This window comes from Puniceispirillum sp. (SeqCode) (assembly GCF_965657105.1).
Classification (GTDB): domain Bacteria; phylum Pseudomonadota; class Alphaproteobacteria; order Puniceispirillales; family Puniceispirillaceae; genus Puniceispirillum.
In genome coordinates, this window is the sequence record NZ_CBFHNB010000004.1 from 18,693 (window position 1) to 40,465 (window position 21,773).

Annotated in this window: 25 protein-coding genes and 1 tRNA gene; 7 read left to right on the top strand and 19 right to left on the bottom strand. The window is 48.0% G+C overall.

Annotated features, from left to right (window positions below):
- Positions 1-14: 14 nt before the first annotated feature.
- Genes grxD through purB form a run of 7 tightly spaced genes read right to left on the bottom strand, consistent with a single transcriptional unit; the run spans position 15 to position 5,989 of the window.
- On the bottom strand, positions 15-353 hold the full coding sequence (gene grxD / locus ACTF7Q_RS01190; protein WP_013045545.1) for a Grx4 family monothiol glutaredoxin: 339 nt from the start codon (positions 351-353) through the stop codon (positions 15-17).
- A gap of 56 nt (positions 354-409) precedes the next feature.
- The gene (locus ACTF7Q_RS01195; RefSeq protein ID WP_013045544.1) at positions 410-649 is read right to left on the bottom strand and encodes a BolA family protein; all 240 of its coding nucleotides are present in this window, start codon (positions 647-649) and stop codon (positions 410-412) included.
- A gap of 52 nt (positions 650-701) precedes the next feature.
- Entirely contained in the window at positions 702-2,909 is a 2,208-nt protein-coding gene (gene purL / locus ACTF7Q_RS01200; protein ID WP_438996028.1) for a phosphoribosylformylglycinamidine synthase subunit PurL, read from the bottom strand.
- On the bottom strand, positions 2,906-3,610 hold the full coding sequence (gene purQ, locus ACTF7Q_RS01205; protein WP_438996029.1) for a phosphoribosylformylglycinamidine synthase subunit PurQ: 705 nt from the start codon (positions 3,608-3,610) through the stop codon (positions 2,906-2,908). Before purQ ends, purL begins: the two co-directional genes overlap by 4 nt.
- Positions 3,611-3,619: 9 nt before the next feature.
- Positions 3,620-3,868 carry a phosphoribosylformylglycinamidine synthase subunit PurS gene (gene purS, locus ACTF7Q_RS01210; RefSeq protein WP_013045541.1) on the bottom strand — a complete coding sequence of 83 codons (249 nt, stop codon included), beginning with the start codon at positions 3,866-3,868 and terminating at the stop codon, positions 3,620-3,622.
- Between the two features lie 57 nt (positions 3,869-3,925).
- Positions 3,926-4,687, bottom strand: a complete 762-nt coding sequence (gene purC / locus ACTF7Q_RS01215; protein WP_438996030.1) for a phosphoribosylaminoimidazolesuccinocarboxamide synthase — start codon at positions 4,685-4,687, stop codon at positions 3,926-3,928.
- 9 nt (positions 4,688-4,696) lie between these two features.
- The gene (purB, locus tag ACTF7Q_RS01220; RefSeq protein ID WP_438996031.1) at positions 4,697-5,989 is read right to left on the bottom strand and encodes an adenylosuccinate lyase; all 1,293 of its coding nucleotides are present in this window, start codon (positions 5,987-5,989) and stop codon (positions 4,697-4,699) included.
- Between the two features lie 107 nt (positions 5,990-6,096).
- On the opposite strand from purB, the gene ACTF7Q_RS01225 reads away from it, so the two are divergent.
- A complete protein-coding gene (locus ACTF7Q_RS01225) occupies positions 6,097-6,291 on the top strand; it encodes a hypothetical protein (RefSeq protein WP_041860741.1) in 195 nt (64 codons plus the stop codon).
- Between the two features lie 21 nt (positions 6,292-6,312).
- Here the strand turns inward: ACTF7Q_RS01225 and radC are convergent, their stop codons facing one another.
- Together radC and map are read right to left on the bottom strand one after the other, a co-directional pair.
- A complete protein-coding gene (gene radC / locus ACTF7Q_RS01230; protein ID WP_438996032.1) occupies positions 6,313-7,044 on the bottom strand; it encodes a RadC family protein in 732 nt (243 codons plus the stop codon).
- A gap of 40 nt (positions 7,045-7,084) precedes the next feature.
- Entirely contained in the window at positions 7,085-7,876 is a 792-nt protein-coding gene (map, locus tag ACTF7Q_RS01235; protein WP_438996033.1) for a type I methionyl aminopeptidase, read from the bottom strand.
- Positions 7,877-8,112: 236 nt separating this feature from the next.
- Between map and ACTF7Q_RS01240 the strand changes: the two genes are divergently transcribed.
- Positions 8,113-8,877: a competence/damage-inducible protein A gene (locus tag ACTF7Q_RS01240; RefSeq protein ID WP_438996034.1), complete on the top strand. Its 765-nt coding sequence runs from the start codon at positions 8,113-8,115 to the stop codon at positions 8,875-8,877.
- A 7-nt stretch (positions 8,878-8,884) separates the two neighbouring features.
- On the opposite strand, the gene ACTF7Q_RS01245 is transcribed toward ACTF7Q_RS01240, so the two are convergent.
- Positions 8,885-9,766 (bottom strand): rhomboid family intramembrane serine protease, encoded by an 882-nt coding sequence (locus tag ACTF7Q_RS01245; RefSeq protein ID WP_438996035.1) that lies wholly within the window; start codon positions 9,764-9,766, stop codon positions 8,885-8,887.
- A 171-nt stretch (positions 9,767-9,937) separates the two neighbouring features.
- Between ACTF7Q_RS01245 and ACTF7Q_RS01250 the strand changes: the two genes are divergently transcribed.
- Positions 9,938-11,143 (top strand): hypothetical protein, encoded by a 1,206-nt coding sequence (locus tag ACTF7Q_RS01250; protein WP_438996036.1) that lies wholly within the window; start codon positions 9,938-9,940, stop codon positions 11,141-11,143.
- Between the two features lie 253 nt (positions 11,144-11,396).
- Here ACTF7Q_RS01250 and ACTF7Q_RS01255 read toward each other — a convergent pair.
- A tRNA-Leu gene (locus ACTF7Q_RS01255) sits at positions 11,397-11,481 on the bottom strand.
- A gap of 214 nt (positions 11,482-11,695) precedes the next feature.
- Here ACTF7Q_RS01255 and ACTF7Q_RS01260 point away from each other — a divergent pair.
- Complete coding sequence (locus ACTF7Q_RS01260; protein ID WP_438996037.1) at positions 11,696-11,929, top strand: cysteine-rich CWC family protein; 234 nt, start codon at positions 11,696-11,698, stop codon at positions 11,927-11,929.
- A gap of 55 nt (positions 11,930-11,984) precedes the next feature.
- Here the strand turns inward: ACTF7Q_RS01260 and ACTF7Q_RS01265 are convergent, their stop codons facing one another.
- The gene (locus ACTF7Q_RS01265) at positions 11,985-12,599 is read right to left on the bottom strand and encodes a YfbR-like 5'-deoxynucleotidase (RefSeq protein ID WP_438996067.1); all 615 of its coding nucleotides are present in this window, start codon (positions 12,597-12,599) and stop codon (positions 11,985-11,987) included.
- Positions 12,600-12,723: 124 nt separating this feature from the next.
- Here ACTF7Q_RS01265 and ACTF7Q_RS01270 point away from each other — a divergent pair, with 124 nt between their 5' ends.
- Complete coding sequence (locus ACTF7Q_RS01270; RefSeq protein ID WP_438996038.1) at positions 12,724-13,422, top strand: hypothetical protein; 699 nt, start codon at positions 12,724-12,726, stop codon at positions 13,420-13,422.
- A 1-nt stretch (position 13,423) separates the two neighbouring features.
- Here ACTF7Q_RS01270 and ACTF7Q_RS01275 read toward each other — a convergent pair whose 3' ends face one another.
- Positions 13,424-14,047, bottom strand: a complete 624-nt coding sequence (locus ACTF7Q_RS01275) for a flavin reductase family protein (protein ID WP_438996039.1) — start codon at positions 14,045-14,047, stop codon at positions 13,424-13,426.
- 155 nt (positions 14,048-14,202) lie between these two features.
- Here ACTF7Q_RS01275 and ACTF7Q_RS01280 point away from each other — a divergent pair, with 155 nt between their 5' ends.
- On the top strand, positions 14,203-14,886 hold the full coding sequence (locus ACTF7Q_RS01280) for a glutathione binding-like protein (RefSeq protein WP_438996040.1): 684 nt from the start codon (positions 14,203-14,205) through the stop codon (positions 14,884-14,886).
- 9 nt (positions 14,887-14,895) lie between these two features.
- On the opposite strand, the gene ACTF7Q_RS01285 is transcribed toward ACTF7Q_RS01280, so the two are convergent.
- Genes ACTF7Q_RS01285 through ACTF7Q_RS01295 form a run of 3 tightly spaced genes read right to left on the bottom strand, consistent with a single transcriptional unit; the run spans position 14,896 to position 16,668 of the window.
- Positions 14,896-15,075, bottom strand: coding sequence for a hypothetical protein (locus ACTF7Q_RS01285; RefSeq protein WP_438996041.1), 180 nt, complete (start codon positions 15,073-15,075; stop codon positions 14,896-14,898).
- A 46-nt stretch (positions 15,076-15,121) separates the two neighbouring features.
- Positions 15,122-15,517: a YcgN family cysteine cluster protein gene (locus ACTF7Q_RS01290; RefSeq protein WP_438996042.1), complete on the bottom strand. Its 396-nt coding sequence runs from the start codon at positions 15,515-15,517 to the stop codon at positions 15,122-15,124.
- Between the two features lie 5 nt (positions 15,518-15,522).
- Positions 15,523-16,668, bottom strand: a complete 1,146-nt coding sequence (locus tag ACTF7Q_RS01295) for a class I SAM-dependent methyltransferase (protein ID WP_438996043.1) — start codon at positions 16,666-16,668, stop codon at positions 15,523-15,525.
- A gap of 246 nt (positions 16,669-16,914) precedes the next feature.
- On the opposite strand from ACTF7Q_RS01295, the gene mnmC reads away from it, so the two are divergent.
- A complete protein-coding gene (gene mnmC / locus ACTF7Q_RS01300; RefSeq protein WP_438996044.1) occupies positions 16,915-18,747 on the top strand; it encodes an FAD-dependent 5-carboxymethylaminomethyl-2-thiouridine(34) oxidoreductase MnmC in 1,833 nt (610 codons plus the stop codon).
- A 19-nt stretch (positions 18,748-18,766) separates the two neighbouring features.
- Here mnmC and ACTF7Q_RS01305 read toward each other — a convergent pair whose 3' ends face one another.
- The 3 genes from ACTF7Q_RS01305 to ACTF7Q_RS01315 all read right to left on the bottom strand — a co-directional run bounded on the left by ACTF7Q_RS01305 (position 18,767) and on the right by ACTF7Q_RS01315 (position 21,769).
- Positions 18,767-19,492, bottom strand: coding sequence for an SDR family NAD(P)-dependent oxidoreductase (locus tag ACTF7Q_RS01305; protein WP_438996045.1), 726 nt, complete (start codon positions 19,490-19,492; stop codon positions 18,767-18,769).
- A 69-nt stretch (positions 19,493-19,561) separates the two neighbouring features.
- Positions 19,562-21,013, bottom strand: coding sequence for an amidophosphoribosyltransferase (gene purF, locus ACTF7Q_RS01310; RefSeq protein ID WP_438996046.1), 1,452 nt, complete (start codon positions 21,011-21,013; stop codon positions 19,562-19,564).
- Between the two features lie 96 nt (positions 21,014-21,109).
- Positions 21,110-21,769, bottom strand: a complete 660-nt coding sequence (locus tag ACTF7Q_RS01315) for a CvpA family protein (protein ID WP_438996047.1) — start codon at positions 21,767-21,769, stop codon at positions 21,110-21,112.
- Positions 21,770-21,773: the final 4 nt, after the last annotated feature.

Sequence of the window (21,773 nt, forward strand, 5' to 3'; positions counted from 1 at the left end):
GGTGGTGCCTGTAATTAGGCAGGATGCGCATCAATACCGTGCGTCTGAAGCATTTCGGTCAGTTCGCCCGTTTCATACATTTCCCGGATAATGTCGCAGCCACCCACAAATTCCCGCTTTACGTATAGCTGGGGGATTGTTGGCCAATCTGAATAGGCTTTAATACCTTCACGGATGGCATCATCTTCCAGCACATTAATGCCCCGAAATTTCACCCCAAGATGGCTCAGCACACCAACGACGGCGGCAGAAAACCCACATTGTGGAAATACAGGCGTGCCTTTCATGAACAATACCACGTCCTCGCTGGCGATATCGGCGTCAATACGTTCTTTGGTTGCTGCGTCTAGCATGTTTCACTCCTTGATTGAATAGGCGGTATTCGCTATTTATCCTGCAAAATCTTAATTTACTGGCTAGTTGGTGCCGAGGTTTGTAAAGCAAGGGCATGTAATTCCCCGCCCATACGGCCGCCTAGGGCTTTATAAACCATTTGATGCTGTTGCACCCGGTTTTTGCCTTCAAACGCGCTGGAAACAACCTGACAAGCGTAATGATCGCCATCGCCGCGCAAATCTTCAATAGTAATAACAGCATCAGGGAAAGCAGCTTTAATAAGTGCTTCTATTTCGCTTGCTTGCATAGCCATGGCTTGCTCCTTTGCTATTTGCCGAAAATTTCATATGAAACGCCAGCTAATACTAGTTTTTCATCAGATCAGGAATGACCGACTCACATATTTTCTCAAGCTCTATTAAAGATATGGCATCGTCAGTGCCAAATTTCAATTCACCTGACGCATTTGTTGTGCCAATTTTTTGGGCTGGAACGCCCGCCGCCTTAGCCGCAATGATAAAACTGGCGGCATCGGTGAGGGTGACAAGATAGCGCGCTTGGTCTTCGCCAAAAGCCCAGCCATGACTATGCGCTGTGTCTGGAATTTCCAGGTCAACGCCAAAAGACGATTGCATGGCCATTTCAACAAGCGCAACCGCCATGCCACCATCACTTATGTCATGAGCTGCGCTCACCGTGCCGTCTAAAATCTGATCGCGTAAAAAGTCACCATGTCTGCGTTCGGCGTCAAGATCAACAGGTGGTGGGGCACCATCTTTACGATTGGCGACATGGCGGGCATAAAGTGACATGCCAAGCCATCCATCACCTTCATTGCTGTGACCCAGCAAAACAACATCCTGGCCGGCGGTGGTAAAACGGCTTCCAATTGCCATATCGACATCATCAATCACCCCAACCATACCAATAACAGGGCAAGGCTGAATGGCAACGCCGTCGGTTTCATTATATAGTGACACATTGCCAGACACGACAGGCGTATCAAGACGCTTTGCGGCTTCGCCCATGCCGATAACCGACTGCGCTAATTGAGCCATGATTTCAGGCTTTTCAGGATTGCCAAAATTCAGATTATTGGTCACGGCAAGAGGCGTTGCACCAATCGCTGTGATATTGCGGTAGGCTTCTGCAACCGCCTGTGCGCCGCCCGTTTTGGGGTCGGCTTCGACATAGCGTGGTGTGCAATCTGTGGTCATAGCAAGACCACGGTTAGTGCCATGGACGCGAATAAGCCCTGCGTCACCGCCAGGCCCTGCCATCGTATCTGCCATCACCTGGCTGTCATATTGTTCGTAAATCCAGCGTCGGCTGGCAAGATCGCTTGTACCCATAAGCATCCGCAGAATATCACTGATGCGTCCGATTTTTGCAATATCACCCGATTTGATGACAGGGCGCGGCGGCACATCAGCTTGCGGACGATCATATTCTGGGGCGTCGTCAACCAACGGCGCAATGGGAATGTCACAGGCAGTAGCACCATCTTTGAGAAGCACAAGACGGCCTGTATCGGTCACCTGACCAATCGGCATGAAATCGAGATCCCATTTGTCAAAAATCGCCCGCGCTACATCTGTTGCATCAGGTTTAAGCACCATCAGCATACGTTCCTGAGATTCAGATAACATGAGTTCATAGGCGCTCATCTGTTCTTCACGTGCAGGCACTAGGTCAAGGTCGATCTCCATGCCAAGACCACCTTTTGACGCCATTTCAACCGAAGATGAAGTTAGGCCAGCGGCGCCCATATCCTGGATCGATAGCACCGAGTCCGAAGCCATCAGTTCCAAACACGCTTCCATCAGCAATTTGCCAGTGAAGGGATCACCCACCTGTACCGTTGGTCGCTTGGATTCGGTTTCATCGGAAAATTCGGTTGATGCCATTGTTGCACCATGAATGCCATCACGTCCTGTTTTGGCGCCAACATAAATAACCGGATTACCAGCACCCGTTGCGGCGGATCGGAAAATTCGGTCGCTATTAGCCAGGCCAACAGCCATCGCATTGACCAAAATATTACCATTATAGGATGGATCAAAATTGACTTCGCCACCTACGGTCGGAATGCCTATGCAGTTGCCATAGCCGCCAATGCCCGAAACCACACCGCTTAATAAATGCCGCGTTTTTTCATGATCTGCCGCGCCAAAGCGCAAAGCGTTCAGCAAAGCAACTGGCCGGGCACCCATGGTAAAGACATCACGCAAAATACCACCAACGCCCGTTGCCGCGCCCTGATAGGGCTCGATAAAGGAGGGGTGATTGTGGCTTTCGATTTTGAACACCGCCGCCAACCCATCACCAATAGCAACGACACCGGCATTTTCGCCAGGGCCTTCAATAACATGTGGGCCATCTACAGGCAGAGTTTTAAGCCAGCGTTTTGACGATTTATACGAACAATGTTCTGACCACATCGCAGAAAAAATGCCAAGTTCACATAAATTTGGAACACGTCCTAGGCGTTTGTTGATCAATTTCCATTCTTCTTCGGAAAGACCCATCGAGGCGGCATGTTCGAAATTCATCATGTCGTTATCCATAGTCATGATGCCAATGCCTCCAGACAAGTCGATAGAAGTAAAGCCCCATCACTGCCCCCCAATGCCGGGGACATAGCGCGTTCGGGATGCGGCATCATGCCCATCACCCGTCCGTTTGCGGATATAATGCCGGCAATATCCCTAGCCGCACCATTAGGGTTTGCGGGGCCATGAATATCGCTTTCGACATAGGTAAAGGCTATCTGGCCATTATCTTCGAGTTTTGCTAGATCATCATCGCTGGCAAAATAGTTGCCTTCATTATGGGCAACGGGAATGGTCAGTTCCGAGCCGGTAGCCAGACCGCTGGTAAAGGGCGAGGCGATTGTCTCAGCAACCTTTATGCGCGTGTCACGGCAGACATAATTGAGGCCCGCATTACGCAGTAAAACGCCAGGCAACATGCCGGTTTCGGTTAATACCTGAAATCCATTACAGACTCCAAGTACAGCCCCACCTCGGGCGGCATGATCCATCACCGCATCCATGACTGGCGAACGTCCTGCCAATGCGCCACAGCGCAGATAATCACCAAATGAAAATCCGCCCGGAATGATAATCAGATCAACTGGATCGAGGGTGGTTTCTTTGTGCCAGACAAGTTGGGGACGGCGGCCTGTTAGCTGTTCCATGGCGACCATCATGTCGCGGTCACAGTTTGATCCGGGGAAAACGGCGATTACAACGCGCATTGCTGATATGCTCATGCTTATCGCCTATTCCTGTTCCACGATATCAATGACATAGTCTTCGATAACTGTATTTGACAATAATGTCTCACACATACGTGCGACGCGCTGGCGCAGACGCGCAGGGTCACTCTCGTCAATATCAAGCGTGATCTGTTTGCCAACGCGCACTTCACTTACTTCCTGAAAGCCCAGCCCGCGGAGGGAATGTTCAATAGCGCGGCCTTGCGGGTCAAGAACCCCTTCTTTTAGCGATATATTTACAACGACTTGCATCTATCTGCCTTTGATTATGATGGTTTAGTTGGTTCGGAACAAAATATCTTAACAGTGTTATGGATCAATTTTGCTGATATCAGGAATGCGGACATTAAGACGGCTAGCTATTTCCTGATAAGCCTCGATCAAGCCACCAAGGTCACGACGAAACCGATCTTTATCCATTTTCTCGTTTGTATGGATATCCCACAAGCGGCAATTATCGGGGCTGATTTCATCAGCAAGGATGATCTCTATGTCGCCGTCAATCTCGATACGGCCAAATTCCAGCTTGAAATCGATCAGCCTGACACCAATCGCGTGAAACATACCAGTCAGGAAATCATTAATCCGCAGGGTATCTTCGCAGATTGTTTCCAACTCTTCAGGGCTGGCCCAGCCAAAGGTAAAAATATGTTCTGGCGCAATAACCGGATCACCAAGCGCGTCATCTTTCAAACAAAATTCAATCAGTGTTTGCGGTAGCTCTTCACCTTCTTCCAAACCAAGGCGGCTACAAATTGATCCTGCCGCTACGTTTCGGACAACCACTTCGATGGGTACAATTTCCAACTGTCGTATAAGCTGTTCACGATCATTGATGCGCGCCAGAAAATGCGTTGGAATACCCATTGCACCAACGGCCTGCATGATATGTTCGCTGATATAGTTGTTCAGCACACCTTTGCCTTTGATAACGTCTTTTTTTTGGGCGTTAAAGGCGGTGGCATCATCCTTGAAATATTGGATTAAGGTGCCGTCATCAGGCCCTTCAAAGATTACCTTTGCTTTGCCTTCATAGAGCATTTTGCGCGTATTTGATGTGGCGTCTGTCATGGTTATTCCTTATGTGAACACACGTTCGAAAATAGTGTCAACATGCTGAAAATGCTGGTCAAGATTGAACAAAGCTTCAAGCTCATCCGTTGATAGGAATGTTGCGACATCGCTATCTGCTTGCAGTTTATCCAGATAGCTACCGCCATCAGCCCAGATTTGCATCGCATTGCGTTGAACCATCTGATAGGCATCTTCTCGGCTTGCGCCTTTCTGGGTAAGGGCAAGCAGAACCTGTTGAGAATGGACAAGGCCGCCAAGCTGATCAAGGTTGGCCTGCATGTTTTCGGGATAGATCAGAAGGTTTTCCATAACAGATGAAAGGCGGTGCAAGGCAAAATCAAGTGCTATGGTCGCATCGGGGCCAAACACGCGTTCAACCGATGAATGTGAAATATCGCGCTCATGCCAAAGTGCCACATTCTCAAGTGCAGGCGTTACCGCCGCACGAACAATACGGGCTATGCCAGTCAGATTTTCAGTCAAAACCGGATTACGTTTGTGCGGCATTGCCGATGACCCTTTTTGGCCTGCCGAGAAAAATTCTTCGGCTTCACGTACTTCGGTTCGTTGCATGTGCCGTATTTCGGTCGATAAGCGCTCAACAGAGCTGGCAATAACACCAAGAACAGCAAAGAACATGGCGTGCCGGTCACGGGGAATGACCTGTGTTGAAACTGGTTCAACATGCAATCCCATTTTATCAGCAACATGTTGCTCAACCGATGGATCAATATGCGCAAAGGTGCCAACAGCACCCGAAATGGCGCAGGTCGCAATTTCTTCACGCGCCTGTTCCAGCCGTTTCCGGCATCGTTTGAACTCGGCGTAAAATGTTGCCAGCTTTAGGCCAAAGGTTGTTGGCTCGGCGTGAATGCCATGGCTTCGTCCGATTGTGGGGGTGTATTTATGTTCCTTGGCGCGTTTGTCCAGCGCTGCAAGTAGTCGGTCAATGCCAGATAGCATCAAATCAGAAGCCCGCGCCATTTGCACTGCCAGCGTCGTATCAAGCACGTCGGATGAGGTCATGCCCTGATGTACGAAGCGCGCTTCCTCACCAACATATTCGGCAAGGTTTGTTAAAAACGCGATCACATCATGTTTGGTTTCGCGTTCAATTTCATTGATGCGGTCAATGTCGAACGAACCACGCTCCCACACGGCGGCAGCTGCCGAAGCAGGAATGACCCCTAATTGCGCTTGTGCATCACATGCGTGCGCTTCAATTTCAAACCAAATCTGGAACTTGCTCTGCTCTGACCATATGGAGGTCATCTCCGGTCGGGAATACCGCGGAATCATTCGTCTAAAACCCTTTGCGTTGTATGAATTGTGGTTGTAACATTGGCTATCTGGAAAAGCCAGCCAAGAACCACAGTATGTGGTTATTATTGGTAAGGAAACACAAGATGCTGATAAGAAGGTTGATTTTTGGTGCATTGATGACAGCTGCGCGTAACCCTGCGGTGCAGAAAAAAGCAGGTGAGGCGGCGCACAAGGCATTGGATCGCGCACGGCCTAGCTTGTTAAAGGCTAGCCGTAATGCAGGTGTGATGACGCGGAAGGCGAAACAGAAAATTGATGATATCACCAATGGTCGCTAGGCTAGCGTGCCATGCTATATACTACAGATAGCCTAGGTTTTTCAGGCTAACACACTGCTTTCCCGCGACGATCAGGTGATCGTGTAATTTGATAGACATAATGTTGAGCGCGTCCTGAATGGCGAGCGTCATTTCGATATCGGTGCGCGATGGTTCAGCTTCGCCGCTTGGATGGTTATGCACCAATATTGACGATTGCGCGTGATGTTTTAACGCGGCATTGACCACCTCGCGCACATAAACAGGGGTCTGATCAACAGTGCCTTTGGACAGAGTTTCCTCGGCGATTAACCGATTCTGATTATCAAGGCATAAGATAAGGAAATATTCAATGGGCTGATGCGCGAGCCGATTGATGCAATATTCCTGTACCTGCACCCAGTTTGTCAAAATAGGTTGATCTTTAATACGCGAATGCGCCAGATACATACCGACTGATTCGACTAGCTTTAGGGCTGCGATATAGGCGTCCCCCATTTCATCGACGGCGCGTAAATCGGTTTGGTCGGCGCGCAACACGCCTGATAATGACTTGAATTTAACCATTAGCCGTTTGGCCAGTGGTTTGGTGTCGCGACGGGCATTGCCAGCGTATAACAGAACTTCAAGCAATTCCAATTCAGTCAGGCTGTCGGCACCTTTATCGAGAATGCGCGCGCGCATACGCTTTCTATGACCGGCCTTGTCAGGGTCGTTATCATGTTGCAGACGGATTTTCTTTGTATCTGCTTTGTGTGTGTCTTTAGCGCCCATAACCATAGGCATAATACAAAAGGGCTAAAAAATCGTTAATCTAGCTGTGATAAGGTGGCATTGAGAAACCTGCAGGTGACAAGGTGAATATTTCTGCCGCATCTTCGGTAATGCCAATCGAATGTTCAAATTGCGCCGACAGGCTTTTATCACGCGTAACAGCTGTCCATCCGTCATTCAGGATCTTTGTGTCATGCCTACCTGCATTAATCATGGGCTCGATCGTAAAGATCATGCCGGGCATGAGGGTCATGCCAGTTTTGGGCTCGCCATAATGCAAAACAGTCGGGGATGTGTGAAAGACCTGACCAAGTCCGTGACCGGTGAAATCACGGACAACTGAAAAGCGTAACCCCTCGGCATATGACTGGATAGCATGACCAATATCACCAAGCGTATTACCTGGCCGTGCCACTTCGATTCCGCGCATCAGGCATTCATAAGTGACTTCCGTCAGGCGTTTGGCTTTTATTGACGGGGTCCCAACATAAAACATACGGGACGTATCGCCGTACCAACCATCAAGAATGACGGTGATATCAATATTCAGAATATCGCCCTCGATCAATTTCTTATCGCCGGGGATGCCATGGCAAACGACATGGTTCAAAGAAATGCAGGTGGCTTTCGGGAAGCCCTTATAGTTGAGTGGTGCGGGAATAGCGTTATTAGCCACAATGTATTCATGGCAGATTTTATCTAGTTCGCCTGTTGTAATACCAGCAGAGACATGTGGGGTAATCATATCAAGCACACTTGCGGCCAGACGACCAGCGTCACGCATTTTGACAAATCCATCTTCGCCATGTTGGATAACCGTTTCAGTGCGCATTCGTCTATCTCTCCTGACCGCCATAACCATATTCAAGCATTTATTTGCTCATAAACACGTTTTGTCAAAATGCCAAGTCTGAAACAAGTTTTACTGGGCCAAGTCTGAAACAAGTTTTACTGATATGGTATCAACAAGCAGTATCGCCGTTATTTTGATCTGCATTTTGGTATAAGGTATGTATAAAGTGGCATATAATTTAACCGTTATCTTTTGTGTTTAGTCTGGAAAATAAAATGTCAAACCCAACCGCCGCTATCATCGTTATTGGTGATGAAATTCTTTCCGGTCGAACCAAGGATAAAAATATTGGATGGCTTGCTGAGCAGTTATTTTCGCAAGGCATTGATTTATGTGAAGCCCGTGTTATTCCCGATATACGCGCAACAATAATTAATACAGTGCGGCATATGTCTTCAGAGTATGATCTGGTTTTCACCAGTGGCGGGATTGGCCCAACGCATGACGACATCACCACCGAAGCGATTGCAGCAGCCTTTGATAAGCCTGTGATTCGTCATCCAGATGCGGAAGCGGTGTTGCTCAAGCATTATGCCAATACCGATCTGGAATTTAATGCTGCACGTCAGAAGATGGCTGATATTCCGTTGGGCGCTGACCTTATTGATAACCCTTTAAGCGCTGCCCCCGGTTTTATTCTGCATAATGTACATGTGCTTCCTGGTGTGCCCTCGATTTTACAAGCCATGTTCGAAGGGTTGCGGGCAAAGTTGCCCGGCGGCGTGATGATGACTCGCATAACGGTGCAATGTAGCTCAGGCGAGGGGAATATCGCGACCATTATGGAGCGTATACAAAACGAATATGATGGCATTAGTGTTGGCAGTTATCCTTGGTTCAAGCCAGGCAATTTCGGCACCGCCGTTGTGGTTAGTGGGCTTGACGCGCTGATTGCCGGACAAGCGGCAGAAGATATTGCCAATGCGGTTCTAGCCTTGGGTGTTACGGCGCATATTGTCATGCCTGGTGATACGGCCTAAGCGGGGATCAATCCCACGGTGACTTTTTATCAGAACGCCGCCTGAAGCTAGGCACCGAGCCAGATTTTTTTGGCACTGAGGATGCTGGGTTAAGAATGCGTGATCCAAGAGGGTCACGCCGGTAACGTTGCTTTGCTTCGCCTTTGATTGTGGCGAATGAAATGGGTTCCCCACTCCATTTTTGCGGGGGCAAGTCGCGATCAAACAAGGCAATATCACGATGCTTGAAAAAGGGAATGAGCGCCATACCAGCCAGAAACCCGCCGATATGAGCCATATAGGCAACACCGCCTTCATTGCCTGCCAGAGCTTGCGGTACGGCAACAAACTGTCCAGCAATCCAAACGCCAAGAACCAGCCAAGCTGGCAGATTGATGAAGCGGAAAAATACAAATATCACCATTAAAGTTCGTACCGAAGCCTTTGGATGTAGCATGATATATGCACCAAGAATGCCAGCTATACCGCCCGATGCACCAATCATCGGAATTGTTGATTCAGGTGCTATCAATCCCTGGGCAAATGCAGCCGCAACTCCGCAAAGGGCATAAAAGAGGATAAATTTTAGCGACCCCATTGCATCTTCGACATTATCGCCAAATATCCAAAGATACAGCATGTTACCACCAATGTGCATCCACCCCCCATGCAGAAACATTGATGTAAAAATGGTCATCCATGCTGGCACCAGCACCATATCAGCCGGGAGTGTCGCATCGCTTAACACGAGGGCAGGCACAAAACCAAACTGATAAAGGCTGTGGCTTGCGGCTGTTTCCGTCAATGAGAGTTGCCAGAAAAACCCCAAGATACATAATGCCAGTATCGCCCAAGATATAAATGGACGGCGGCCAGTCGGGTTGTTGTCAAATAAAGGGAAGAAGAACATTAAATATGCCTATAATGGCGTTTAGAAGGTGATACGCTAGCCATAGATATGGGGGCAAACAATCATTTTGTAAATAAACAGCCAATATATGTAATTGCCATATTTTTGATATATTTGCCTGCCAGTAATGGCACATCGTCAATAGTGCCTTGCTCGTCATAGGAGACTGATATGCGCATAGTATCCAAGATAGGAAAAATAGCATCTGCCCTTTGTGGGGGGATAGCCATATGGCTGATGGTGAACACGGCACAGGCTCAGGTCACTGTTTATCTGGAAGATGACGTCAAAGTAACCTTTTCGTCAGGTTCATTCGATAACCGCAATTTAAATGGCGACATGCAGAATGTTGCTATCTTCATTGATGATCAGCGGGTGCTGACGGCAGATGAGGTGGAAGTTGATACATCGGGTGAGGCGGGAACCGCTAATCACATGATTAAACGCCTGCGCATGACAAATATTTTTTTTGATGATCTGCCGTTGAGCATCAAGTCGATAAATATTCGGGATATGGCACCGGCATTTTTTTTAAACATTACTGAAAACGTTGCAGAGCACGCAGCGCATATGAATGCGATCACCGATTCATCACATGTTTCGTTGACCGGCGTGGCCTATGCGGCGCATGGCATGTCATTGACGATTGATCGAATAACCAACTTGCCGTTCAGGTTTGGCACCTTGGCCAACGGTGACCCCTTTATGACTAAGTTAGGTATGCAGGTTGAAAACTTGATACTGACACCACTGCAGAATAGAGGGGGATTTGCACATTTCATCGCAGCGACAGGCGCGCCAAACCTGACGCTTAATATGACGCAAACACAGGTGAATGAGATCAAAAACGGGGTCGTGTCTAGCGATATCATTTTAAAAACAGAAATGAATGGTATCGGTAATCTTGACGCCCAACTTGGCCTGCAAATGTCACTGGATAGTTTTAATAAGCTGTTTATGTCCGATACATATGATTTGGAACCAGATGAGATTGAGGATGTTGCGCTTGACGATATGTCGATTGCGTTTGTCGATCATGGTGCCGTTAATGCCGCGCTTCATATGTCGGCGCGCAAACAGAATGTTGATTATGTGGTGGCACGCGACCAGACCATTACGGCGATGAAAGCAGCCTTGGGTAGCTTTCTGCCCAGAAGTAGCAAGGATTTGATGCCACCACTGGAAACATTTGTCAGAGATGGGGGGCAAATAAGGCTCAGTGCTGTGCCAGCCAAGCCATTTCCCTTTATAAATATCACGCAATATATATTTGCCGCCGATGCAGCTGTAAAAGAGCTGAATCTGAAGCTGTTGCAAACACCTCATGACGGGGATGCAAACGCACCTAAGTTCCAAAAGACCAAAACACCAAATTAGATCCTGCGAATCAGGGTTTCATATTCGCATTAGTAGAATCATAAAGCGTGCGATGGGTAACAATATAGACATGGGCAAGATTGTTTGGATCAACTTAAAATGCTTCGCTTCTAAATATTTTAGCGGATGGATTTAAATCAAATGGTGCTTTGAAAGTAGGCGGAATTTAAAGTAGTGAGATAAGCGCACAAGAAATTGTGGCTTGGGATCTGCTAGGCGGCTACAGCAATTACAAATTCAGGTTATTATTTGATGGTACGAGCGGGGGGACTTGAACCCCCACGGCCTAAGGCCCACGGATTTTAAGTCCGTTATGTCTACCATTCCATCACGCTCGCATCACTTCCCGCGCTTGGTTGGCGGAAAGTCGCTATGTGATAACGTCAGTTGCGAAATGATGCAAAGAAAACCTTCCAAATTGAGCAAAATTCCTGACGTGAGGTGATGAAGCCTATGCCGATAACTGAAATCATATGGACAATATTGTTTAATCGGTTTTAGGATTTTATATGTGGTGATGGATCTTTATTATGCACAATAATGGAGGGAGAAATGGACAAGCTTAGATGTGACGAATGCGGCACAATTTTTAATTGTGGCGCACCCCCTAGTAAGGATCATTGCTGGTGTATGGAATTGCCGAATTTGCGGCAGAGCTTCGATCTAGCGGGCAAATGCGTCTGTCCGGATTGTATGACGCTTGGCCAGGCCAAAGATATGACCAAAGCGCGTAAGGCCAGAAAAAGCCAACGCGACAATTCGGCAGTCAAAGTGGCAGGCCGCTAGCCCCCAAATAACAGGACATAAGCCGACATATTCTAATTGGAAATAATCATTAATATTATCTTGGTTTTGTTTGCCCGCCCAGCATTGAAAAGCGATGCAGAAAAGCAGCGCTGGCATCAGTGGCTGACTGGGCGCGCAGTTTCACATCAATGATACCACGGGGTTTAACCAGAATTTTTGCGGCATCCTGTGCGCTAAAACCTGCTAATTGTGTAGCTTCAAGCCATGCTGCCATGCGGTCGGCGCGTTTGATTGAACGCTCGACATATTCGGGCAACACAGGTGGTAATCCAAAACGGATATGCACGGCCTTTTCAAGGCGATCTTCAATATCACGATATATTCCCCCCAGCGCATATTTGAATGGCGTAATCATATCACCAATCACATATTCAGGTGCATCATGAAGCAAGGCGGCGAGTTGCCATTTCTGTTCAAGTTTTGGCGCGTTGTGACGTAACAGACGCTCTACAAGGACCGAATGCTGGGCAACCGAGAACAGATGTTTGCCTTTAGTTTGGCCGTTCCAGCGGCTAACACGCGCCAACCCATGTGCGATATCTTCAATCTCTATATCCATTGGTGATGGATTCAAAATATCAAGATGACGCCCGCTTAGCATACGTTGCCATGCACGAGGTTCCAGAGTGGGGGATGTAACAGGTTTCATTTTTGGCATTAGCATATCTTGCATATAGCATGACGATTTTTCAAGCGCATGTTCATCGCTATATTGGCCTTTGTGTTGTATTGTTGTATTGAGTTGCAGTGAATTTAAACGCCAAAGGCCATTTATGGATTTTTTCGAAACACAAGAGCGCTACCGTCGTCAGGAAATGCGAGGCTGGATCATGTTTCTGGTGCGCGTGCTTATTGTCGGCGGCGTGCTCTGGATTGGCTGGTTGTGGGGACATGCTGAACAGACAAGTCTGCAAGCCGAAGCGGATTTGGTTATTTATGAAAACAACCAGCGTATTGATAGCTTAACAACTCAGGTTCAAGACCTCGAACGTATTATCGCTGAAAACAACGCTAAAAAGAAAACATCTGATCTTATCGGCGGCAATCAGGCCGAATTACGTGACATCATTACGAAACAAATTGCCCGTGGTGTGACGCCTGAACAAATAATGTCGTCACTTAAAAGTCTTGGTAAACCGATTAACTGTCGTGAAGTCGCCCGCCATGATGTTGCGGTTGCAACGCCGCTTTATGCAGGCCCTGAATCCAAGCTTGAATTGTTCAGTGGTGGCCTCAACCTTTTTGTTGAGGGGCATGCAGGCAAAAAATCAGAACGTGAAACACCATGGTTTAATCCGTCATCACCCGTGCGGATAAGACATGCCTTTTTGAATGGCCAGAAAATCATTGAAGGTGTTTTGCCGCTTGAGACCATAATTCCAACAGAGGAATGGGTGCTCAAGCTAAACTATATCAAAGCTGATTTGCGTGGCTATGTTACGGCGATCGTTTCGAGTTGCGTGCTACGCTAATTTAAGCCGTTGTTGTTGGACGGGTCATTTCAAATAGTTCGGTAACTTTTGCATAATCCTTATAGCCAAGTCGCGCTAGTGGCTGAAACAAGGTATTGTCAATTTTGCCATCAACGACGACGTCATCATCGATATAAATGCCAGTCACACGGCCAATCACCATCGAACATGGATGCGTGCCTTCATCGGCTGGCAAGACGATTGTTTGCCAATGAACGCATTCCAGCGCGGCCGGAACATTTGCCACACGCGGCACATTGACAGTTTCACCATTGACCATGCCCAGATTGGCCAGTTCAAACTCATTTGAACCATAGGCATAGCTACCCGAGGTGATGTTCATCGCATCCCCTTGTGCCGCCCCCACGATATTAACAGTGAATTCGCCCGTCTCCTTGACATTACGCAACGAGTCCTTATCCGATCCATCAGGGTTTGCGCCGGCGGAAAACATCACCATTGGTGGCAATTCGGCGATAGCGTTAAAAAAGCTGTAAGGGGCAAGGTTAAGGCTTTTGTCGCTACCGCGACTGGCAATCCAGCCTATGGGTCGAGGCGCAACAATGGCTTTTAGCGGATTATAATGCAGACCAGCGTCTTTATGTGTTCCGGGCGTAAAAAACATACTTTTCTCACAATTCAAATTTCGCAAAGATTGGACATAACCTTATATATGGCTACATCTTATATCGGCTAGTATTTATACTGTATAGTGGATCATATCTATACTTAGCCAATGTTTGCGATTTTCTGACCATCCCTGACTGATAGGAAAAACTCATGATTGATCTATATTTTTGGCCAACCCCCAATGGGCAGAAAATTTCCATAGCCCTTGAAGAGCTTGGGCTGGCGTATAATGTCCATATGATCAATATCAACGAAAACGAGCAATTTGCCCCTGATTTTCTGGCGATTGCGCCAAATAACCGGATACCGGCAATTGTCGATCATGATGGCACGGATGGCCCTGTTAGCCTGTTTGAGTCAGGCGCGATACTTCATTATCTTGCATCCAAGACCGGTGCTTTGATGCCTGAGGACGCGCATGGCCAGAAAACGGTTATGGAATGGCTAATGTGGCAGATGGGTGGCTTTGGCCCCATGCTTGGACAAGCGCATCATTTTAATTTTTATGCTAAGGAAAAGCTACCTTACGCCATTAAACGCTATAGTGCCGAGGCGAACCGTCTTTATGGGGTGCTAGATAACCAACTGGCAGGCAAAGATTTTGTAGCAGGTGATGAATTGTCGATTGCTGATATTGCCATTTTCCCATGGACGCGGACATATGCGCGTCAAAATGTTGCGATAGAAAACTATCCCAATGTAGCGGCATGGCGCATCCGTATGATTGAGCGTCCCGCTGTTTTACGAGGTATAAAAATTGGTGCTGACTTGCGCGATGAAATCAAGGGAATGGATGATTCTGATTGGCGGTCTGCTTTTGGCGTTCAGACATAGCACAAAATTTTAAGAAGGCGTCTGCGTTCCGTCAAATTTCAATGTGCAAGCGCCGGTAAAAACCTGGATGAATAGTGATTCTTTGCATAATGTCCATTTCGGATCAGGTTGCCCCGACTCGCTATGCCAGATTGTTGCAATTGAAAGCACAGCTAACAAAGCAGCTAAAATCCACATGTTCCGGCTCATTTGCAGTTCCTTTCATTATGTTGACAGCGATCCATAGGCCAGCTGACTACCATTCAGTAATATGATTAGGCAATTCGCTTTCGGGGACATCTTTTTCGGTGAAGATGCGCCCGGCAACCGCATTACCCGATATACGCGTGCTGTTTTGATCACCACTTACCAGTGGGTGCCATTCGGGCAGGTCCTGATGTTCATAGACAAGCCTATAGGCGCATGTTTTTGGCATCCATTTCAGATCAGCCAGATTATCTGGTGTTAGAATAACACAATCAGGAACAATCTGTTTGCGGTTGCCATAATCTTTACATGCACAGGTTTCACAATTTAACAATTTACAACCCACATCAGTATAATAGACGTCGCCAGTATCAATATCCTCTAGTTTTAACACGCAACATTTTCCGCATCCATCACACAATGATTCCCACTCTTGGGTGGACATTTCATTTAGCTGTTTCTGTTTCCAAAATGAGGTGTCTTGCACAATAGGTCTCGGTATATTTTCTGTTGATGTGTGATGTAGTTTCGCGCCAGCGGTGCGGCTGTATGATCGTGCGCAAGCTGAAATTGAAATACCATACCTTCTTGCACACGAAAAAAATATTCACAACCGGCAAGATAAAACTCCCACATGCGAATGAATTTGTCGTCATATTCGGTGCTGATCGTATCAATGTTACTGCGGAATCGAAGGCGCCAATGGCGCAGGGTTTCTGCATAATGGTCACGCATGATTTCGACATCAATAATCTTCAAACCCTGTTTGGTAATGCTTTTCACCATCTGTTCAAGTGAGGGCAGATACCCACCAGGAAAAATATATTTTGTCAGCCAGCGGTTGCAAGGATGTGGCTGTGCATAAACGCCAATCGAATGGATCAAGGCAACTCCTTTGGGTTTAAGTAGTTTTTTGACTGTGTTGAAATAGGTGTCATAGTTCCGAGGCCCTACATGCTCAAGCATGCCAACTGATACAATGCGGTCAAATGTACCCGTTTGATGGCGATAGTCACGTAAATGAAAGTCAAGCTGGTGCTGTCTGCCACTGCGGTCACGCTGTTGAGTGGCGAAATCAAGCTGGCGCTCGGATAGGGTAATGCCTGTTACATGCGTTTGCGGCACACAATCGATCAACGCATGTGCCAATCCACCCCAGCCGCATCCGATATCCAGAACAGTATCATTTGGCTGTATGTTTAGTTTAGCGGCAATTCTTGCCAGTTTATTGATCTGTGCCTGCTCGATTGTTGTCGTGCTGTCGTCAAAATAGGCGCATGAATATTGCCGCCTAGGATCAAGAAAACTGTCAAATAGCGTGTCTTTGAGATCATAGTGATGAGCGACATTGCGTTTTGAAACCCGCACTAGATTATGATGACGCAGAAAAGCCAGCCGATTACTAATGGCAAGGCTTGCGCGTCCTGCCCAATGTCTCAACCAATGTCTATGATTGGACATTAAGAATAGCATCAACGAATCCAGATCATCATTTTTGATGATAAGGTCACCATTCATATAAGCCTCGCCAATAGCCAGATCAGGACGCATTACGATTTCACGAAAAATACGATTGGAGCGCAATGTGACCAGCACAGAGGGTCCATCTAGCCTGCCATGGCATGTAATAGGTTTTTTATCTGCAATCCTAATTGTGATATTGCCGACATTCACAAATTGTTTAAAAACGGATAACGCAAACCGATTAAGCATGTTTTAGCCCTCTTTTTAGTTACGTTCCGTTAGTTTATCCAATCATGTATAATAAATAGTTAACTCAAAACACGAATGTTACGCCGATTTTGAAGTATTGCTTTTCGTCAATTACCACGTTGGTTCACTATGGTAGAAAACCTACATATGCATGATGGTGCAGATTATCGACTGGCCGAAGCGACGCTGAGCTGGCGCGATAATATTCTGCGCGCCGATGACTATGATGATGTATATTTTTCGACTGAAGGCGGGCTGGCTGAAAGCCGCCACGTATTTCTAAATGGAAATGATTTACCCTTTCGGTTGCAAGATGCATCGCATTTCACTATTGCCGAAACGGGGTTTGGTACGGGGTTAAATCTGCTGGCAGTGATGGCCGAGATGAATAAGTTTCCCACATTGCAATTGGATTATATCTCAATCGAAGCGTGCCCGCTTAGGCTGGATGACCTTGCACGTGCGCATGCGCCCTTTACCGAGGTTGCATCGCATGCTGAAATGTTACGTGTAGCAATGCCACCGCGCTGGCCGGGGACGCATATGGTGCCGTTGCTAAATGGTCGGCTAAGGCTACATCTGCTTTATGGGCAGGCAGAAGATATACTGGCTGAAATGGATTTTCGGGCTGATGCTTGGTTTCTGGATGGGTTCAGTCCCGCAAAAAATATGGCTATGTGGGATAAGAATATATTGGGTCATGTTGGCCGGTTAACGCGCCAAGGCGGAACATTATCTAGCTTTACGGTGGCAAGTGGCGTAAGAGACGCGCTTCAAGGGGCTGGGTTTCGCGTTGAAAAATGCCCAGGGTTTGGCCGCAAACGCCATATGCTCACCGGGGTAAAGCCGCTTGCTGCCCCTCTGGCCACTCATGTAGATGGTATCAAACAGGTAGCTATTATTGGTGGTGGTATAGCGGGTGCATCAATTGCGTCTGGCCTGAACAGACGTGGTATCAGCGCGACTATTTTTGAGAGTGCGCCAAAGCTGGCAAGCGGGGCATCTGGTAACCGCATGGCCGTGCAAAGCCCAAGGCTGGCGGTTGATCACAATATTGCCAGTCAGCTATCATCAATGTGTTTGTCTTTTGCGGCCAGATTGTCGGATGCACTTGATTGCAGTGTTGCCCGCCATGTGATTTCGCTGGATTGGCCAAACCGCGAAGCCATTAGGCAAGATAAATTCAGGCGGCAATTCTGGCCAGATAGCCTGATGCGTTTTGTCGATGCCGATGAAGCGTCTGCTTTGTCTGGTGTAGCACTGCCGCTTGGCGGTGCTGTGCATGAATATGGCCGCATCATCAATCCGGTCAAATATGTTGAGCGCCTTGCCGCGGGGGCGTCCTTGTCATTAGCAACCAAGGTCACGGATATCACCCAGCTGGATGCGCAGACATTCCACATTAATGGCGATAAGAGCGTGATCTATAGCGCTGTCGTGCTGGCTGGTGGTGCCACTATCAGCGAGCTTCTGTCACATCTGCATAAAAGCGGTATTCCGCTTGACGTGACCTCGGGTCAGGTTAGCCATATCCCCACGAATAAAGCCGTGCAGCCATTGCAAGCCGGCCTGAGCTTTGGTGGCTATCTGACGCCTGCAGATAATGGGATTCACGAGCTTGGTGCCACATTTGACCGCACCGCCGCCATGACTGTCACTGATCAGGGACATGCTCATAATATGAACCTTTTACCTGATGGTATGGCCGGATTGATAGCGGCTTCAAATGATACGAGTGGTTTTACAGGCCGCATGAGCCAGCGCGCCAGCACGCCGGATCGTAACCCAATCATGGGGCATCTTGGGGATCGTATTTATTGTCTGGGGGCGCTGGGCGCGCGCGGCATGACCTTTGCGCCTTTGCTTGGTGATATGCTGGCGGCTGACATTGCGGATATGCCAATATCATTGTCGCGTGACATACGACATGCGCTTGACCCCTTCCGTTTCAGGATGCGGTGAATAGCTATGTAAGGGGTTCTTAGAGGCCAAGCATCTCGCGGGCGGAGACAACTTTGCCATGCAATGTGCAGGCCGGGCTGAGCAGCGTGACGAAAGCAGGGGCTATATCTTCAGGTGCGGGGATCGTGCTTGGATCTTCGCCAGGAAAGGCCGAAGCGCGCATAAGTGTTGCGGTTGCGCCGGGATTGATCATGTTCACCCGTACATTTGTTTGTTCGGTCTCTGCCGCCCAGCACGTGCCCAATGCTTCAAGACCAGCTTTTGACGCGGCATAGGCACCCCAGAAAGCACGCGGGTTGCTTGCTGCCCCCGATGATACAAGAATGGCACGTCCTGTATCACTTTGCAGAAGCAAAGGTTCCATCGCCTTTATCAGATGCCATTGCGCGGTCAGATTGATTAAAATGGTGTTATTCCAAACGCTTTCTTCATGATGCGATACAGGCGTTAAAGGTCCGATCATGCCAGCGTTAGCAACGAGACCATCAAGACGTCCCCAACGCCCTTGAATGGCACTGGCTAGTCTTGGAATAGCAGGGGTGTCAGCCATATCAAGTTCAACGATCGTAGCTTTGCTTCCGGCTGATTTAATCGCATCGTCAGTTTCTTCCAGCGCACCCATGGTGCGACCGGTGATAATCAGCTCGGCACCATCTTGTGCGGCGGCGATCGCCACTTCGCGCCCAATACCTCGGCTTGCACCTGTTACAAGTATCAGCTTGCCATCAAGATCCTGACTGCTCATGGTTTGTAATCATCCCTGAATCTAGTTAATCACGAATTTAGTTAATTACGTCTTTAGTTATTCACGAATTTAGTTAATCACACCATGTGAAACGCGCTTTGCCGACAGGCCTGTGGCCAGCTTGATTGGATAATCACCCGTGAAACAGGCGTCGCAAAACTGTGGACTATCTGGGTCGCGCCGCGTTTCCCCCATGGCGCGATATAGGCCATCAATCGAGATAAAGCTGAGACTATCAACGCCAATTTCTGTGGCTATATCATCAACAGACATCTGAGCGGCGATAAGCTGGTCTTTATCCGGCGTGTCTACGCCGTAAAAGCAAGGGTTAATTGTTGGTGGGCTGGCTATGCGCATATGCACTTCTGTGGCACCAGCGGCGCGCATCATCAGAACAATTTTACGCGATGTTGTGCCCCGGACGATAGAATCATCAACCAGAATAACACGTTTGCCCGCCACCGCCGATGAGTTCGCATTATGCTTCATCTTGACCGAGTCGGTGCGGCCTTTCTGTGTTGGCTGGATAAAAGTACGGCCAATATAATGATTTCGGATGATGCCTAATTCGAACGGTATATTTGCCGCCTGCGCATAACCAATTGCGGCAGGCACGCCTGAATCAGGCACGGGGACAACCAGATCAGCGTCAATATGCGACTCAGTAGCCAGTTCAGCGCCAATAGATTTGCGTGCGTTATAAACGCCGCGCCCTTCAAGCATACTGTCGGGGCGGGCAAAATAGATATATTCAAAAATGCAGAAGCGTGATGGCTGCTCTTGAAATGGCATCATTGACGAAATGCCTTTTTTGTCTATGACAACCATTTCGCCAGGCAAAAGATCACGCATAAATTCGGCGCCAACAATATCTAGCCCACATGTTTCAGATGACAGCACATAGGCGTCATCACGTTTGCCCAGTACAAGCGGACGTACACCATGCGGGTCACGAACGCCAATCAGCATATCATCGGCGATGCACACCAGTGAATAGGCGCCTTCGATCTGTTTCAGCGCATCAATCAATCGGTTGCTGACACCTTGCTGATGTGACCGTGCGACAAGGTGAACGATGATTTCTGTATCTGAGGAAGATTGGAACAGGCTGCCTGTTTCAACAAGAGATGCGCGCAAACGTGCCGCGTTGGTTAAATTTCCATTATGTGCCAAAGCAAAGCCACCAAAAGCCAGCTCGGATGAGAAAGGCTGAATATTGCGCACTTCAGATGGGCCGGTTGTCGAGTAGCGATTATGCCCAATCGAGATATGGCCTTTTAGCGCCTGCATCGGAGCTGAACTGGCATCAAAGTTTTCACCAACATGGCCGACACCGCGATGAGCGTGAAAATCTTTGCCGTCAAAGCTGACAATGCCTGATGCTTCTTGACCGCGATGCTGAAGCGCATGAAGGCCAAGGGCTGTATGAACGCTCGATTCAGGGGTGCCATATATGCCAAAAATTGCACATTCTTCGTGAAAATGGTCATCGTCGAATGGATTCGTGGAAACACCAGTCATGCAATTTTCCCTGTTATCGCGCACATTCATATTGTGCGTCAGGTTATCCTCTTTAACTTGTTGGTCGTCAAGAAGCCGATATAGTGCATAAGATGCTTATTCGACCTTTTCGACCTCGTCAGCTAATAGATCGAGTTTATCATTTGCCATTTCGCTGATATCAGATAATGGAGCATCAGAAATTGGGACTTCGTCAGTATCAATAAGTTCTTTGTCGCCTGTGCCATCGTCTAGAGGCACATTTTTCAGCAGATTGTCGCGCATTTCTTCGGGCATCACGCCTGACAGGCTATGGACGCTTTGGCGCATAAATGGCGTGCTATAAGACTCGGTCACAATATCAGGAAGTTTGCTTTCACCATCAAGAGCAACGACAGCCGTCATATAGGCTATAAGGACAATGACATAGCCTCTTACAAGCCCGAAAATAACGCCAAGCCATCGATCAAGACTGCCCAGTCCCGCCCGTTTCAGACCAGGTGACATCAGGCTTGCAATCACAAACCATACGATGACGGTAATCGAAAATGGTAATGCCCATGATAAGGCTGCCGACAGCCCTTCAATATTGATGATATCAGCTATTAAAGGTTCAAGGGCAGGGGCGCTTAGTTTGGCGACAAAGACCGAAATCACCCAACCAACGATGCCAAGGAATTCGCGGGTCATCCCACGCAAGGTTGAAAATAGTGCTGACACGACCAAGACAAGAACTATGGCATAATCGACTAAATTAAGGACAGAAAAATCAATCATTTTT

Excerpts from the sequence above, each read along its gene's own strand:
- ACTF7Q_RS01315 (WP_438996047.1), bottom strand. The coding sequence starts at position 21,769 with ATGATTGATTTTTCTGTCCTTAATTTAGTCGATTATGCCATAGTTCTT.
- purQ (WP_438996029.1), bottom strand. The coding sequence starts at position 3,610 with ATGAGCATATCAGCAATGCGCGTTGTAATCGCCGTTTTCCCCGGATCA.
- purS (WP_013045541.1), bottom strand. The coding sequence starts at position 3,868 with ATGCAAGTCGTTGTAAATATATCGCTAAAAGAAGGGGTTCTTGACCCG.
- map (WP_438996033.1), bottom strand. The coding sequence starts at position 7,876 with ATGCGCACTGAAACGGTTATCCAACATGGCGAAGATGGATTTGTCAAA.
- ACTF7Q_RS01305 (WP_438996045.1), bottom strand. The coding sequence starts at position 19,492 with ATGAGCAGTCAGGATCTTGATGGCAAGCTGATACTTGTAACAGGTGCA.
- ACTF7Q_RS01250 (WP_438996036.1), top strand. The coding sequence starts at position 9,938 with ATGCGCATAGTATCCAAGATAGGAAAAATAGCATCTGCCCTTTGTGGG.
- ACTF7Q_RS01240 (WP_438996034.1), top strand. The coding sequence starts at position 8,113 with ATGTCAAACCCAACCGCCGCTATCATCGTTATTGGTGATGAAATTCTT.
- radC (WP_438996032.1), bottom strand. The coding sequence starts at position 7,044 with ATGGGCGCTAAAGACACACACAAAGCAGATACAAAGAAAATCCGTCTG.
- purL (WP_438996028.1), bottom strand. The coding sequence starts at position 2,909 with ATGACTATGGATAACGACATGATGAATTTCGAACATGCCGCCTCGATG.
- ACTF7Q_RS01225 (WP_041860741.1), top strand. The coding sequence starts at position 6,097 with ATGCTGATAAGAAGGTTGATTTTTGGTGCATTGATGACAGCTGCGCGT.
- purC (WP_438996030.1), bottom strand. The coding sequence starts at position 4,687 with ATGACAGACGCCACATCAAATACGCGCAAAATGCTCTATGAAGGCAAA.
- ACTF7Q_RS01195 (WP_013045544.1), bottom strand. The coding sequence starts at position 649 with ATGGCTATGCAAGCAAGCGAAATAGAAGCACTTATTAAAGCTGCTTTC.
- purB (WP_438996031.1), bottom strand. The coding sequence starts at position 5,989 with ATGATTCCGCGGTATTCCCGACCGGAGATGACCTCCATATGGTCAGAG.
- ACTF7Q_RS01270 (WP_438996038.1), top strand. The coding sequence starts at position 12,724 with ATGGATTTTTTCGAAACACAAGAGCGCTACCGTCGTCAGGAAATGCGA.
- grxD (WP_013045545.1), bottom strand. The coding sequence starts at position 353 with ATGCTAGACGCAGCAACCAAAGAACGTATTGACGCCGATATCGCCAGC.
- ACTF7Q_RS01245 (WP_438996035.1), bottom strand. The coding sequence starts at position 9,766 with ATGTTCTTCTTCCCTTTATTTGACAACAACCCGACTGGCCGCCGTCCA.
- ACTF7Q_RS01275 (WP_438996039.1), bottom strand. The coding sequence starts at position 14,047 with ATGTTTTTTACGCCCGGAACACATAAAGACGCTGGTCTGCATTATAAT.
- ACTF7Q_RS01265 (WP_438996067.1), bottom strand. The coding sequence starts at position 12,599 with ATGAAACCTGTTACATCCCCCACTCTGGAACCTCGTGCATGGCAACGT.
- mnmC (WP_438996044.1), top strand. The coding sequence starts at position 16,915 with ATGGTAGAAAACCTACATATGCATGATGGTGCAGATTATCGACTGGCC.
- ACTF7Q_RS01280 (WP_438996040.1), top strand. The coding sequence starts at position 14,203 with ATGATTGATCTATATTTTTGGCCAACCCCCAATGGGCAGAAAATTTCC.
- ACTF7Q_RS01285 (WP_438996041.1), bottom strand. The coding sequence starts at position 15,075 with ATGAGCCGGAACATGTGGATTTTAGCTGCTTTGTTAGCTGTGCTTTCA.
- ACTF7Q_RS01260 (WP_438996037.1), top strand. The coding sequence starts at position 11,696 with ATGGACAAGCTTAGATGTGACGAATGCGGCACAATTTTTAATTGTGGC.
- purF (WP_438996046.1), bottom strand. The coding sequence starts at position 21,013 with ATGACTGGTGTTTCCACGAATCCATTCGACGATGACCATTTTCACGAA.
- ACTF7Q_RS01290 (WP_438996042.1), bottom strand. The coding sequence starts at position 15,517 with ATGTCCACCCAAGAGTGGGAATCATTGTGTGATGGATGCGGAAAATGT.